General features: G+C 68.7%; 11 protein-coding genes. 3 read left to right on the forward strand and 8 right to left on the reverse strand.

What is annotated here, in order from left to right:
- Nucleotides 1-13 precede the first annotated feature (13 nt).
- Nucleotides 14-4138, forward strand: a complete 4125-nt coding sequence (locus B141_RS0122550; protein ID WP_020577454.1) for a S8 family serine peptidase — start codon at nucleotides 14-16, stop codon at nucleotides 4136-4138.
- A 77-nt stretch (nucleotides 4139-4215) separates the two neighbouring features.
- Here the strand turns inward: B141_RS0122550 and B141_RS0122555 are convergent, their stop codons facing one another.
- Nucleotides 4216-4647 carry a ribonuclease H family protein gene (locus B141_RS0122555; RefSeq protein ID WP_020577455.1) on the reverse strand — a complete coding sequence of 144 codons (432 nt, stop codon included), beginning with the start codon at nucleotides 4645-4647 and terminating at the stop codon, nucleotides 4216-4218.
- A gap of 377 nt (nucleotides 4648-5024) precedes the next feature.
- On the opposite strand from B141_RS0122555, the gene B141_RS0122565 reads away from it, so the two are divergent.
- A complete protein-coding gene (locus tag B141_RS0122565) occupies nucleotides 5025-5327 on the forward strand; it encodes a DUF2087 domain-containing protein (RefSeq protein ID WP_020577457.1) in 303 nt (100 codons plus the stop codon).
- On the opposite strand, the gene B141_RS0122570 is transcribed toward B141_RS0122565, so the two are convergent.
- The 3 genes from B141_RS0122570 to B141_RS0122580 all read right to left on the reverse strand — a co-directional run bounded on the left by B141_RS0122570 (nucleotide 5324) and on the right by B141_RS0122580 (nucleotide 8917).
- A complete protein-coding gene (locus B141_RS0122570; protein ID WP_020577458.1) occupies nucleotides 5324-6808 on the reverse strand; it encodes an amidohydrolase family protein in 1485 nt (494 codons plus the stop codon). The two genes, B141_RS0122565 and B141_RS0122570, sit on opposite strands and share 4 nt — an antisense overlap.
- Before the next feature lie 257 nt (nucleotides 6809-7065).
- Nucleotides 7066-8076, reverse strand: a complete 1011-nt coding sequence (locus B141_RS0122575) for a phosphotransferase (protein WP_020577459.1) — start codon at nucleotides 8074-8076, stop codon at nucleotides 7066-7068.
- Nucleotides 8077-8143: 67 nt separating this feature from the next.
- On the reverse strand, nucleotides 8144-8917 hold the full coding sequence (locus B141_RS0122580; RefSeq protein ID WP_020577460.1) for a TetR/AcrR family transcriptional regulator: 774 nt from the start codon (nucleotides 8915-8917) through the stop codon (nucleotides 8144-8146).
- 227 nt (nucleotides 8918-9144) lie between these two features.
- On the opposite strand from B141_RS0122580, the gene B141_RS42170 reads away from it, so the two are divergent.
- On the forward strand, nucleotides 9145-10308 hold the full coding sequence (locus B141_RS42170; RefSeq protein ID WP_157181206.1) for a DUF418 domain-containing protein: 1164 nt from the start codon (nucleotides 9145-9147) through the stop codon (nucleotides 10306-10308).
- Between the two features lie 48 nt (nucleotides 10309-10356).
- Here the strand turns inward: B141_RS42170 and B141_RS0122590 are convergent, their stop codons facing one another.
- The 4 genes from B141_RS0122590 to B141_RS0122605 form a co-directional block, all read right to left on the reverse strand.
- On the reverse strand, nucleotides 10357-11025 hold the full coding sequence (locus B141_RS0122590) for an NUDIX domain-containing protein (protein WP_026257473.1): 669 nt from the start codon (nucleotides 11023-11025) through the stop codon (nucleotides 10357-10359).
- A gap of 14 nt (nucleotides 11026-11039) precedes the next feature.
- A complete protein-coding gene (locus tag B141_RS0122595; protein ID WP_020577463.1) occupies nucleotides 11040-12803 on the reverse strand; it encodes a CTP synthase in 1764 nt (587 codons plus the stop codon).
- 223 nt (nucleotides 12804-13026) lie between these two features.
- Nucleotides 13027-14442 carry an amidase gene (locus B141_RS0122600; RefSeq protein ID WP_020577464.1) on the reverse strand — a complete coding sequence of 472 codons (1416 nt, stop codon included), beginning with the start codon at nucleotides 14440-14442 and terminating at the stop codon, nucleotides 13027-13029.
- Nucleotides 14439-14630: a hypothetical protein gene (locus B141_RS0122605; protein ID WP_020577465.1), complete on the reverse strand. Its 192-nt coding sequence runs from the start codon at nucleotides 14628-14630 to the stop codon at nucleotides 14439-14441. The genes B141_RS0122600 and B141_RS0122605 overlap by 4 nt, the downstream gene beginning before the upstream one ends.
- Nucleotides 14631-14678 lie beyond the last annotated feature (48 nt).

Raw genomic sequence — 14678 nt, forward strand, 5'->3', positions numbered from 1 at the left:
AGGGAGGTAGCACGTGGACAAGGTGCGTCTACGTGCGGTCCGGTCGCTCGTCGGTGGAGTCGCGGCAGCAGCGTTGCTGGTCGGCATGGGCCCGATCACGACCGCCACCGCCACCGCCACCACGCACACCGGCCGGACCAGCACGCCGGACCCGAAGGACAAGATCAAACCGAAGCTCGAACAACGCCTGGCCGCCGACCGTCCGGCGAACTTCTGGGTGCGCTTCACCGCCACCGCCGACCTGTCGCGAGCCAGCGCGATCAAGGACTGGAACGCGCGGGGTACGGCGGTCGCCAAGGCACTGCGGGACGTCGCCCAGACGAGCCAGCGAGACGTCATCGCCACCCTCAAGGACGAGGGCGTCGACTACCAGGCGTTCTGGGCCACGAACGCGGTCTATGTCCGGCAGGGCTCGCTCGAGCTCGCCGAGCGGCTCGCGGCCGAGGCGGAAGTCCAGGCGTTGTATCCGACCACGGCGTACGCCGTACCCAAGCCGGTCAATGGCAAGGACGTCAACGAGGTCGACGACGTCGAGTGGGGCATCGCGAACATCAACGCCGACGACGCCTGGTCGCAGTACGACGTCCGGGGTGAGGACATCGTCGTTGCCAACATCGACACCGGCGTGCAGTACGACCACCCTGCCCTGGTCAACCAGTACCGCGGTAACAAGGGCGACGGGACCTTCGACCACAACTACAACTGGTTCGACGCGGCCGGCGTCTGCGGTGACGCGCCCTGCGACAGTTACGGGCACGGCACCCACACGATGGGGACGATGGCCGGCGACGGCGGGTCTGGCAACCGGATCGGCGTCGCCCCGCACGTCAAGTGGATCGCGGCGAACGGCTGCTGCCCGAGTGACGCGGCGCTGATCGCGTCCGGCCAGTGGATGCTGGAGCCGACCGATCTCGCCGGTGAGAATCCGGACGTGAGCAAGCGTCCCCACATCATCAACAATTCCTGGGGTTCGCAGGTCCCGTCGAACGACCCGTTCATGGAGGACGTCACCGACGCCTGGACAGCGTCGGGCATCTTCAGTAGCTGGTCGAACGGCAACAACGCACCGGGCTGCCTGACGAGCGGTTCACCGGGTAGCCGGACCGCGAACTACTCGGTCGGCGCGTACGACAACACGAACACGATCGCGTCCTTCTCCAGCCGTGGCGCGGGCCAGGACCGCGAGATCAAGCCGAACATCGCAGCCCCCGGTGTGAACGTACGCTCGGCAGTGCCGGGCAGCGGCTACCAGAGCTACAACGGGACGTCGATGGCCGCACCGCATGTGGCCGGCACCGTCGCGTTGTTGTGGTCGGCGGCGCCCACCCTGGTTGGCGATGTCGCCGGGACCCGCGCGCTGCTCGACCGGACGGCTGCCGACCATCCCGACGACGAGTGCGGTGGCACCGACGCGGACAACAACGTGTACGGCGAGGGACAGCTGAACGCACTAGCCCTCCTGGACGCCGCGCCCGTCGCCGAGACCGGCACTCTGGGGACGACCGTCAAGGACGGTGGCACGGGCGACCCGATCGCCGGTGCGAAGGTCAGCGTCACCGGCCCGGTCAACCGCGAGCGGACCACCAGCGCCGACGGCAGGCTGTCGCTACCTCTGCCGGTCGGCACGTACACCGTGACCGTGTCCTCCTTCGGCTACGCGGACGAGACGGTCAGCGTCGAGGTCACGAGCGGCGGGACCACGTCCCGCACGATCGGGCTGCGGGCGACGCCCAGGGTCACGGTCACCGGCCGGATCACCGACGGCTCGGGTCAGGGCTGGCCGTTGTACGCGAAGCTCACGGTGGCCGGCATGCCCGGCGGGACGTTCATGACCGCGCCGGCGACCGGGCGGTACTCCCTCAGCCTGCCGGCTGGCGCGACGTACACGCTCACGATCGACCCGGACTATCCGGGCTATGAGACGGTGACCGACAAGGTGACGGTCGGCTCGACGAGCGTCACCCACGACATCGCCGTACCCGTCGACGCCCAGGCCTGCACGGCTCCCGGCTACCACTACACGTACGACGGGGCGTTCGCGGACTTCACCACCGGGCTGCCGGCAGGGTGGAGCGTCGTCGACAACAACGGCAGCGGCGAGGTGTGGCGGTTCGACGACCCGTACGACCGCGGCAACCGCACCGGCGGCGACGGAGCGTTCGCGATCGCCCAGAGCTCCGGGCACGCGACCCTCGACTCGACTCTTTCGACTCCGGTGGTCGACCTGCGTGGCCAGCGGGCGCCGGAGATCAGGTTCCGCCAGGACTTCTACCCGCTCGTCGGTGTGAGCGAGGTCGACCTCAGCACGGATGGTGGGAAGACCTGGGAGAACGTCCTCCGCCAGACGACGAGCGCCCGCGGGCCGGTCGAGAAGGCCATCGCGATCCCGCAGGCAGCCGACCAGCCTGACGTGCGGGTGCGGTTCCGATACTCCAACGCGCAGTACAACTCGCGGTTCTGGCAACTCGACGACATCGTGGTCGGTACGCGGTACTGCTCGCCGAAACCAGGCGGCCTCGTGCTGGGTCACGTGCGTGACCGCAACACCGGCGATCCCGTCAACGGCGCCACGATCAGCAGCAAGGAGCGCCCGCTGGAGACGGCGGAGTCGCGGGCCACGCCGGACGACCCGAACCTGCCGGACGGCTTCTTCTGGATGTACTCCTCGCTGACCGGCAAGCGGGAGTTCACCGCCGTGGCCGACAGCTATCAGACCCACACGCTGAAGGTCGCCGTGGTCGACGGCGGGGCGGCTCAGCCGGCGTTCCGGTTGCCGGCCGGGCGGCTCTCGGTGAAGCCGGCCGACATCGTGGCGACGGTCCGCTCGGGCCGGACGACGACGGGGACGTTCGTCGTGACCAACACCGGGTCGGCGCCAGCCAAGGTGGAGTTCAGTGAGGGCGCCGGAGGCCGGGTCCCGCTCGCGGCCAGTCGTACGCCCGGGAGCGGCGGGAAGGCGAGCACCGCCGCGGGGAGCGCCACCGGCGACGGCCCTGAGGTCGTCCGTCTCAAGGGTGACTTCACTCCCCTGCCGTTCGCGCGGGCGAAGTCCGCAACCCGGGCGGCCGGGTCCGGTCCGGCGGCCGGGCCGTGGATCGACCTCGCCAACTACCCGACGCGGATCATGGACAACCTCGTCAGCGAGCTCGACGGGCGGATCTACTCGGTCGGCGGCGTTGACGGGATCGACGTCACCGCCAAGGGCTTCCGCTACGACCCGGCGACGCGGGCCTGGACCGAGATCGCGCCGCTGCCGCAGGGCCGGGAGAACCCTGCCGGAGCGTTCATCGACGGCATCCTCTACGTGACCGGCGGGTGGGAGCCAGGGCCCCGCTCCCTCAAGACCACGATCGCGTACGACCCGGCGACCGACACCTGGACCTCCCGCGCGTCGGCACCGGTGGCGACCGCCGGCGCTGGTCGGGCGGTGCTCGACGGCAAGCTCTACGTGATCGGCGGATGTACGAACGCCTGCGACGGCCAGGACGTCCAGCGTTACGACCCCGCCACCGACACCTGGGAGCTGCTCGCGGAATACCCCAACCCGGCCGGGCACCTCGCCTGTGCGGGCATCGACGGCAAGATCCTCTGCGCCGGCGGTGTCAGGCGAGGCGGCACGGTCTGGAAGAACACCTACGCCTACGATCCGGCGGCCAACACCTGGACGCGGCGGGCTGACCTGCCCCTCCCGATCTACGGCTCGGCCTCCACCGCGTCGTACGGCCAGCTGCACGTCTCCGGCGGCACCACGGGCGAGGTGATCACCAACGAGGGGTTCAGCTACGAGCCGGACACCGACACCTGGTCCGGGCTCCCGCCGGCGCGCACCATCGCCTACCGGGGTGGGAGCGCCTGTGGCCTCTACCGCGTCGGCGGATCAGTGGCCAGTGGGTTCGTACCAACGGTCGCGGCGGAGGTGCTGCCGACCTACGGTAACTGCGCTCCCGTCGACCTGGCGTGGCTGTCGCTCGACACCACGTCGGTGACGCTCGGCCCGGGGAAGCAGGTGCGGGTACGGGTACGACTCGACGCCGGGGACACCTCCCCTGGCGCCCATCGGGGCGGGGTGTGGATCAAGGAAGACACGCCGTACCTCGTCGAGCCGGTGAACGTCACGATGACCGTCGCACCGCGCTAGCGTCCGCAGCCGCGACTTGTCCGAAGGAACGTCCCCGATCCCAGCGGGGAAACTTCGGACAAGTCGCGGCCGTGCGATCAGCTGGTGCCGTTACGGGCCGCCTCGACGGCGAGCCGATCGACCAGGTCGTTCATGGGGTCGCCGCTATGACCCTTCACCCATCGGAACGTGAGCTCGGCCTCGCGGGCAAGGTAGATCTCCACCATCGGCCGCCACAGATCCTGGTTGGCAACCGGCTTCCGGGCCGCGTTGAGCCAGCCAGTCCGTATCCACGCGTCGAACCAACGCCGGCGGAAACAGTTGACGACGTACGTCGAATCACTCACCACAGCGATGGGCCCGCGGTGAGCTTCGAGCGCCCGGAGGACGGCGGTGAGCTCCATCCGCTGGTTCGTGGTCCGCGGCTCCGCGCCGCTCGCGTAGGCACCACCTGGTATCGCCCAGGCCCAGCCGCCTGGACCGTCTGGGTTACGCAGGCAGGAACCATCGGTGAAGACCGTCGTCGACATCCCGTCAGCATCCCACCCTGGACCTTCGGACAAGTCGCGGTCCACCCGGCGACCACGCCGGCGCTGGACTCGTACGGAAGCTACTCGAGGAGTTCGCAGCCGTACGCCTCGAACAGCTCACGCAGCATCTCCGGACTCCGCTGCCCACCGGAATGCAAACCACCTGGGATCGCCGGGAACTCCGGCCGCACCGGTCCACTCAGCCATCACCAGGTCGGAACCGGCGGGTGCGAGTGTCCGCCCGGCCAGGGGTACCGCCGAAACATCGGCCCGCAATGGAACAGACACGCCTGTCCTCCATCGATCGGCCGCCAGTTCCTAGCACCCTAGAGTGTGAATCGGCTTGACCGCCTTCGTGGGGACGGCAAACTTGGGGCGTGCCTAAGTGCGGGCTGACCCTTCCACCCGAGGCCGACCCGGCGACGCAGAAGCTGTTCCGCGCGTTCGTCCGCGAGGGGCGGATCGTGACGATGCCAGCCAGGTACGCCAAGCGCCGGACGCTGCTGGACCACGTAGCGAGGTTGTTCGAACCTGGCGTGCGCTTCCCCGAGAAGGCTGTCAACCAGACCTTGCTCCAGGTGTACGACGACCACGCCGAGTTGCGTCGGCTCCTGGTCGACGAGGAGTTCCTGACCCGCGAGGATGGCGTCTACTGGCGGTCCGGCGGCGCGGTCATCTAGGCGCGCACACGCCCGTGGCAGTCGCAGCCGCCGGCGGTGCGCCGGGCGCCAGCCAAACCGCTTGCCGCGGCGCCGGCCGAGCCCACCGACGCCGGCTCTGTCGGCTCCTGTGCGGCCGCCTCGACGTCGGCCAACATCCGTGCCCGCTGCTCGGAGGAGATCAGCCGGCCCCGAACCACCACCGCATGGACCATCCTGGTGTTCCTGATGGTGTCGAGCGGGTTGGCATCGAGCACCACCAGATCGGCGATCTTGCCCTTCTGAACAGTCCCCAGCGCGTGCTCCACACCGAGAAAGCGGGCCGGCTCGAGCGTGGCTGCCTGGAGCGCCTCCATCGGGGTCAAGCCCGCCTCGACGAGCAGGGCGAGTTCGTCGTGCAGGCTGAATCCCGGAAAGGTGTACGGGTTTATGGTGTCCGTACCAGCCATTATCGGCACCCCGGCCCGCCGCATGGCGCCGACGAGACGCAGCCGGTGCCCAAACAATTCACGGTGTTGCGCGAATTCCTCAGGTGTACGCCCAGCCAGATACAGCTCCTCGATCTGCCACTGCCATTCTCGCAGCCTCGAGGCTGGAAGGTATTTCAGCCGCTCGTCATCCGGCGAGAAGTCGTCAGGCCGGTCCACCACCTGGTGCACGGTCAGCGTCGGGACCTGCCGGGACCCGTTCGCGACCAGTTGAGCGAAGAGCGCCGCTGCCTTCTTGTGGTCGTAGCTGTGTGCGGCCATCCATTCGAGGGGGTGGATCTGCTGGAACCAGCTGTTGTAGGCATTGTCCGAGTCGATCGTGATCTCCGCGAGTCCTCGCCGGATCTCCGCTTCGCGGCTGGAGGTGGAGAACCAGGTCCAGAACAAGTGCTCGAAGCTTCGCTGCCCGGCATCGCTGGCCTCAGGCATCGGAACCGCGTCAGGGCAGTGGCCGGCGAACGGTATTCCCTGCCGCCGGGCCTCATCGGCGAGAGCGTGATAGACCGGCCGGGAAACCCGGGTGTAGACCTTGATGAAATCGGCACCCTCGCGTTTGAGTTTCCGCACCGCGTCCCGGGCCTCGGCCTCAGTACCAGCCTTGATGATCGGTAGCGGAATGCCGTCCCAGAGCGACGGCGTACCGTCGATCATCCGGCTCGCGACCACCATGTGCGGGCCGAGCAGACTGCCACCCTCGACCCGGTCCCGCCATTCGTAGTGGAAAGGCAGGCCATTCATTTCCCGGACGGTCGTCACCCCGTTGGCGATATAGAGCGGAGGATAGATTTTTTCCAGATCGTCACTGTGTACGTGCATGTCGCACAGTCCGGGGATCAGGTATTTCCCGGTCAGGTCGACGGTCTTGGTGCCGGGCGCGATCCGCACCTCACGGCTCTTGGCGATGAGGGCGATCCGCTCGCCTCTGACGAGCACGGTCATGTCGGGCTGCGGCCGCCTACCAGTGGCGTCAATTGCCGTGACATGGGTCAGCGCGAGGTCCCCGCGAGCGGTCATCAGAGCACCATTTCCAGCGGGTGCTGTTTCGGCCACACCGGTTTCCGCGGCGGACGCCCGGCCAGCGGGTTGAGTCGCCGCCATGAATACGCCGCCGGTGACGACCGCAGCGGTACGCAGGATATTCCGTCGAGTGGGCTCAGGCATGGTAAGTCTGTTCCTTAACTGTGGATGTCGCTGTACTGCAAAGGCATCCACGACTCTGCCCCACCAACGTCCCCCGGTCACTGCGGCGAGCCGGCAAGTTCCCGGTGGGGCTATCCCCACTGTGGAATCACGCGCGCCCAGCGATCCAGGGCGGTGACATCCTGCGCGAACGAGCCGATCAGTGCGGGAGCGAGCCGCCGGCGTAGCTCGTGGTCGTCACCGGGGACATCCCACAGGACTCCCTCGACATTGCGCAGAAGCCAGTCGGGGTTGGCCTGCTCCACCGCCAGCGCCAGCGGGTCGGGGGGTTCGGCGTCGCCGCCGGCGGCGTGGTACCCCGAGACGAACGCGCGTACCAGGCGTTCGTCCACCCCACTCTCCCCGTCGGCGAACGACGTGGCCGCGACCACCAGCTCCACACCAGGTAGCACCGGCCCGGCGTAGTCCCAGTCGGTGAGCGCGATCCGGCCATCGGGGCGGACCACGGCGTTCTTCGGGTCCAGGTCGCGATGGCTGGCCAGCATGGGCCGTCGTTGCGAACGCAGCAGGTCGAGCCGGTCCGCGAGTTCCTCCACGAGCGGGGTATGCGCGGCCAGGTCAACCGCCCACGGCACATTCGCGATCCGTGCCTTCCGCACCGCCCGCCGCCACCGCTCCAGGTCGAGCGGCGGCACCGCGGACGTGTCGCCCGCGGGCATCCGCATCGCGTGCAGGAAGCCGAGAGAACGCCCGACATCCCTTGCGTACTCGATCGACGGGGGTACGGCCGAGCACGGTCGACCGTCTACCCAGGCGTGGGCCCGAGCCAGCCGGGCCGGTCCACCGCCCGAGACGGCGACCTCGACAAGCCAATCACCGCCGTCCGGATCAGGGACCGGCTCGGCCATGGGCACTTTGCCGGCCTTCAGGACGGCCGCCTCGACCGCCATTCCCGCGCGCAGCGTCGCGAGCCGCTCCGGGCCGACAACGGCGGGAAACAGCTTCACCGCGAAGGTGCCCGCCTCCGTCACGACCCGGAACACTGAGTTCGACCAGGCCTCCCGGAGAGGTTCAGGCTCTTCGAGGAGCCGGCCGAGGCCGAAGCGCTGGGCGGTGGCACGGATCGTCTGGCGAAGGCTCACACCAGGAGACCGTAGGGGATCGCCTCCCCCGCGGGCCACGGAGAATCCGCCGGGCACTGCCCAAGGATTACGGTCGGGTGGTCACTTCGATCGCGGCGGCGACGCCGTCGAGAATCAATTCGAGGCCGAAGGTGAAATCGTGGTCCACGGGTTCTTCGGCGGGTTGCGGCGGCGATTCGAAAATGCCGGAGGCGAACAGCTTGGCCGCCTGGGGGAAGCGGTCGGGGTCGACAAGCCTTGCCATCGTCCTGCCATAGGCGCGTTCGACCTGCACCTGGTCAATGCCGATGTCGCGCCTGCCCTCCTCCATGTCGAGCATTTGTTGGGAGGTGCTTCGCACATATCCGGTGAGGACCACCGCGATGCCCACTTTCGCGCCCCAGTCGAGGCCGGTGTCCCTCAGGACACCCAGGCAGGCGTCCAACCAGCCGATCGCATTCGGTCCGCTCGGTGGGCCGGCAATCGGCAGATGGGCCAGCCAGCGGTGCCGTACGTAGACCGCTCCCAGCGCGAGCGCCCACTGCCGCAATCCGGCGCGCCAGCGCTTGCCGCCGTCCGCGAGGTCGGGTGCGAGGTCGGGCGCGGGCCCAGTGGCCGCGTCCGCCATCAGGACCAGCAGCTCGTCCTTGGAGCCCACATAGCGGTACAGCGACATCGAGGTGAAGCCCAACTCCTTCGCGATCTTCGGCAATGTCGCACCCGCCAGACCGTCGCGATCAGCCAGCTCCACGGCCGTACGCACGACCCGCTCCACGTCCAATGCGGCGGGCCGGCCCAGCCGGTATCCCGCCGACACCCGCCACAATCGCCCCAATGCGGCGGGCACCTCCTGCTCGCCCATGACTGGCCGCTACCTCCGCATGCTCGTCGACTCCGTTGCCCACGCACATCATCACGCACCATATTAGTATGCGTCATATAGTTTCTCTGTTACATTAACTCTCCCGCTGACAGACAGACCAAGGGGGAGTTGTGACCGTCAACGTTCCTGCCCATGCGGCGCAGGTCGCACGAGGCCCAGTGCGAGGTGCGGACCGCGTTCTGGCGCCCGACCTGGCTCGGGGAGCCATGCTGCTGCTCATCGCGCTGGCCAACGGTGCGGGAGTGTTCTTTGCCAACGCTCCTGGCATAGACACCACTCCGCACGGCCTCGAGCGCTTCTACAACGTCTTCCTCTTCCTGTTCGTGCATGCGCGCGCGCTACCGCTGTTCGCCATCATGTTCGGCTACGGGCTGGTCCAGCTCGCCCGCCGGCAGGAAGCGGCCGGTAGCACACCCGGTGCCATCCGCGCGGTGCTGGTGCGACGCAACGCATGGTTGTTCGTCTTCGGGATCGCCCATGGCATCTTGTTGTATGCCGGCGACATCCTCGGTGCGTACGGCCTGATCGGGATCGCGTTCACGCTCGTCCTGCTGCAGCGCGGCGACCGCATCTATCGCATCGCGGTGTGGTACGCGGGCTTCGGCGCCGTGTATATCCTCGTGCTCGCCGTCGTGGTTGCGGTTGGCATAGCCGGCAACCCGAACGCACAAACGGTGGCACCCACGAGCGCCTTCCCCTCGATGGCGGCTGACAGCTATGCCGCCGCCGTGCTGACCCGGTTGACCGAATGGCCGGCGAGCATGGTCACGATGCTGCCGCTCATCCTCTTCGCCTGGCTTGGTGCCTGGGCCGCGCGACGTCGCGTACTCGAAGAGCCGGCGAACCACCGGCGGCTGCTGCGCGGCGGGGTGATGGTCGGGTTCGGTGTCGCCGTCCTCGGGGGCCTGCCGATGGGGCTGCTCAGCGGTGGGTTCCTACCTGTCGACGCCGCCACCGGCACGTGGATCAAAGTCCTGTACGAATCGTCTGGGCTCTTCGGCGGCATCGGGTATGTCTCGCTGTTCGGTCTCCTCGCCCTCAGGTTGTCGAAGGCGATGGCGTCCCCGCGATCGAACGTTGTCGTGGGCGCACTCACCGCGCTTGGCCAGCGCTCGCTGAGTGGCTATCTGTTCCAGTCGGTCGCCTGGCTGGTGTTGGCGTCACCCTTCGTGCTCGCGCTCGATGAGAAGGCTGCCAGCCCGACGTTCGCCGCCGCCGGGTCCGCGGTGGCCGTCTGGCTGGTCACGGTCGTCGGCGCCTATGTGATGGAACGCTGCTCCTACCGTGGGCCAGCCGAAATCCTGCTCCGGCGACTCACCTACGGCCGACGCTGGCGGGGAAGCGCAACCACCTCTCCCACCCGATCATGAGCACCGAGTGGACGTGATGCCGGGCCCGCCGGCCCGGCATCCCTCCGATCACACCAGGAGACCGTAGGGGATCGCCTCCCGCGCGGGCCACGGAGAATCCGCCGGCCGCAAGGCGTCGTAGCCACTGCCCTGCCGGGCCGTCCACGCCGCCAACGCGCCCATCACAAGCGTCGGATTGTGCAGGTCGCCCCGGAGAATGCCGTCGACCACGTCGGCCAGCGGCGCCCAGGCCACCGGCATGTCGGCCTCCTCGTGGATGCCGTTGTAACGCTCCGCCGGCGGTACCTCCTCAAGACCGCGCGCGAGGTAGATCCGCAACGACTCCGTGGTCATGCCGGGTGAGGTGAACGCGTCCACCAGCACCCGCCAGTCCCGAGCCCGGACATGGCCTTCCTCGTACAGCTCGCGTTGCCCGGCGGTGAGGTAGTCCTCACCCTCGATGTCGAGCAGGCCGGCGGGGGGTTCGTAGAGCAGGTGGCCCACCGGGTGGCGGTACTGCCGGACCAGCAGCACCCGCTCCGCGTCGTCGAGCGCGATGATCCCCACCGCACCCGGGTGGACCACCACATCGCGGGTGAAGCGCTGGTCGCCGGCCACCACGTCGTCCTGGCGTACGTCGATGACCCGGTGGGTGCGGAGCGCGTACGCCGACGAGGTGACGGGCCACCGGGTGGGAACGTCGCGCAGGCCGTCCTCGAGGTGGTCCTCCCCTGTCATGCCAGGGTCACCTGTCACCGGCGTGCTCCCGCCTTCACCCACGCGGAGCCGGCACCGACCTCGTCACCGGGCCGGCCGTCGTGGTCGCCCTCCGGCGTCCCGACGATGCCATCCTCCACGCCGTCCGCACCCGCGTAGGCGACGGCGAGGTCGCCGACCGGAAGCTGCATCTCCCGCTGGCGTACCAGCGCCGCCTCCACCAAGCCCGCGAACAGCGGATGGGGCCGGGTCGGCCGGGAGCGCAACTCGGGGTGTGCCTGCGTGGCGACGAAGTACGGGTGGAGGTCACGGCGCAGCTCGACGAACTCCACCAACCGCCCGTCGGGAGACGTGCCCGAGATGATCAGGCCGGCCTCCTCCAGCTGCGAGCGATAGCCGTTGTTGACCTCGTACCGGTGCCGGTGCCGCTCCTCGACGTACGGCTCGGTGTAGGCGCGGCGGACCAGCGTGTCTTCGGCGAGCTTGGCTGGATAGAGCCCGAGCCGCATCGTGCCGCCGAGATCACCGGAGCCGGCGACGATCTCGCGCTGCTCCTCCATCGTCGCGACCACCGGATGCGCGCAGCTTGCGTCGAACTCCGAGGAGTTGGCGCCGTCCAGTCCTGCGAGGTTGCGGGCCACCTCCACCACCATGCACTGCAGCCCAAGGCACAGGCCGAGAGTGGGGAGCTGGTGTTCGCGGGCGTACCTGACCGCGCCGACCTTGCCCTCGACACCGCGCACGCCGAAACCGCCGGGGATACACACCGCGTCGACGTCAGCGAGGTGCTTCGCCGCGCCCTCGGGGGTGGTGCACTCGTCGGAGGGGACCCAACGGATCTCGACGCGGGTGTCGTGCTGGAATCCGCCGGCACGCAACGCCTCCGTCACGGAGAGGTAGGCGTCGGGCAGGTCGATGTACTTGCCGACCAGGGCCACCGTGATCTCGTCGGCCGGGTGGTGGACGCGGCGCAACAGCTCGTCCCAGCGCGTCCAGTCGACATCACGGAACGGCAGGTTGAGCCGGCGTACGACGTAGGCGTCGAGGCCCTCCGAGTGCAGCACCTTGGGCAGGTCGTAGATGCTTGGTACGTCGGGATTCTCGATCACCGCGTCTTCGTCGACGTCACACATCAACGAGATCTTGCGCTTCACCGCCGCTGGGAGCGGCCGGTCGGACCGGCAGACGATGGCGTCCGGCTGGATACCGATGCTGCGCAGCTGCGCGACCGAGTGCTGGGTCGGCTTCGTCTTCTGCTCTCCCGACGGGCCGAGATAGGGAACCAGTGAGACGTGCAGGAAGAACACGTTGTCGCGGCCCACGTCATGGCGTACCTGTCGAGCGGCTTCGAGGAACGGCAGCGACTCGATGTCGCCGACGGTCCCGCCGATCTCGGTGATGACCACATCGATGTCGGGCCCGGCCATCGCGCGGATCCGGGCCTTGATCTCGTTGGTGATGTGCGGGATCACCTGGACGGTGTCGCCGAGGTAGTCGCCGCGGCGCTCCTTGGCGATGACGCTCGAGTAGATCTGACCGGTGGTGACATTCGCGCTGCGGCCAAGATCCACGTCGAGGAACCGCTCGTAGTGGCCGATGTCGAGATCGGTCTCGGCTCCGTCGCCGGTCACGAACACCTCACCATGTTGGAAAGGGTTCATCGTGCCGGGATCGACGTTGAGGTAGGGGTCGAGCTTTTGCATGGTGACTCGTAGTCCTCGAGCCTTGAGCAGGTTGCCAAGGCTCGAGGCGGTGAGTCCCTTGCCAAGAGAGGAGGCGACGCCTCCGGTCACGAACACATGCCTTGTCGGCGAAGAGGCGGCCAAAGCTAACTCCCCGTGGTCTTGTCGGGGCTAGAAACCCGGGCGGAATCCAGCAGGTCCACGGGCTTTCAGCCTATCAACGACCAGGTACCTCGCGACACACCACGCCGGGCTGGGCCCAAAACCCCAGGAACGGTACAACTGATGGGACCCGGACAGCGACATTCCGTCACCATTGCTGAGCTTCGCACCACCCAACTCAGGAGGAAACGGCAGTTGGCGGGACCTTCAGGTGCCAGTCGGTCCAGCGCTGGTAGGCGTCCGCCGCGTTGAGCACCGTCGCCTCGGCGTACGGCCGGCCGACGATCTGCATCGACAACGGCAACCCGCTCACGCTGAACCCGCACGGCACCGCGACCGCGGGCAGGCCGGCGAGGTTCCACTGGCCGGTGAAGCCCGGCCCGAGCAGCAGCATCTCGACGTCGAACTCGTCGAACCGCTCCGCGGGTCCGGTCATGGTCGGTGTCACCAGGACGTCGACGGTGTCGAACACCGTCGACAACCCGCGCCCGAAGGCGGTCCGCAGGCGCTGCGCCTGTGCGTAGTCGCCGGCGGAGTACATCGCGCCGCGGGCCAGCATCGGCCGGGTGCCGGGGCCGTAGTCGTGCCAGCGGTGGACCAGGTTGGAACGGTGGTAGGCGAACGCGTCGGCGGCGAGGATGAGGTGCGAGGCGTCCCTCGCCTCCTTCGCGTACGGCACCGTCACCTCGCGGACGAGCGCGCCATGGTCGCGGAGTACGCCGACCGCGGTCAGGACGGCGGTTCGCGTCTCGGCGTCCAGCTCGGGCAGGTCGAAGAAGTACGGCGTCGCCACCCCGATCCGCACGCCCTCGACCGATCCGGAGAGCAACGCCGGGTACGACGGGACCGGCACCCGTCCGGCGTCGCGGTCACCGGGATCGTGGCCCGCCATCACCTCGAGCAGGAGCGCACAGTCGTACGCGCTGCGAGCCATCGGTCCCACGGTGTCCAGCGAGGCGGAGAGCGGGACGACGCCGTTCTTGGGGACTCGACCAAACGTCACCTTCAGGCCGGTGTGACCGTTGACCGCCGCCGGACCGCGGACCGACCCGCCGGTGTCGGTGCCGAGCCCGCCCAGGGCGAGGCCGGCCGCCACCGCGACCCCCGTGCCGGAGCTCGAACCAGCCGCGATGTGGTCGGTGTTCCAGGGGTTGCGCGGGACGAGGAAGCCCTTGGCCGGGTCGGGCGGCCCCATCGCGAACTCGCTCGTGGTCGCCTTGCCGAGGATGACGGCACCTGCGGCGCGCAGCCGGGCGACCACCGACGCGTCGACGCCCTTGCCCCACGCCGGATCCTGGACGGCGCTGTTGGCAGAGGTCGGCGCGTCCCGGGTCGCGATGAGGTCCTTGATCGCCAGCGGGATCCCCTGCAGGGCGCCCTTCTCCACACCGTGCGCGCGCATCTCGTCGGCCTCCGTGGCCGCTTCGAGCGCGGTTTCGGGACACACCGTCACGAAGGCTCCGAGGCGGGGGTCCTCGGCCTCGATCCGGGCGAGCAGGGCACTGGTCAGCTCGACCGCGGTCAGGGCTCCCGACCGGAGGACACGTGCCGCGTCCCCGATCGTGAGCGGCAGGGGCTCCGTCATCGCGGTCATCGCACGAACTCCCGCGGATCGAAGGAGACGGCAGGTGGCACCTGGTCGAGTTCGGGGAGGTAGAGCCCGTCCGCCTGCGCCCGCAGCACGGCGTACTGCGCGACGAGGCTCCGGAACTCCTCCTCGGTCACCGTCAGACCGGCCGCCGCCAGCAGGGAACGCACGATCGGCGCGCCGTCGTCCGCCATCGGGTCACTCCTTCCGCGACCGATCGCTCCCGACCGCGCGCCGAATGT

The sequence above is a fragment of the Actinopolymorpha alba DSM 45243 genome, assembly GCF_000373925.1.
GTDB classification, from domain to species: Bacteria; Actinomycetota; Actinomycetes; order Propionibacteriales; family Actinopolymorphaceae; genus Actinopolymorpha; species Actinopolymorpha alba.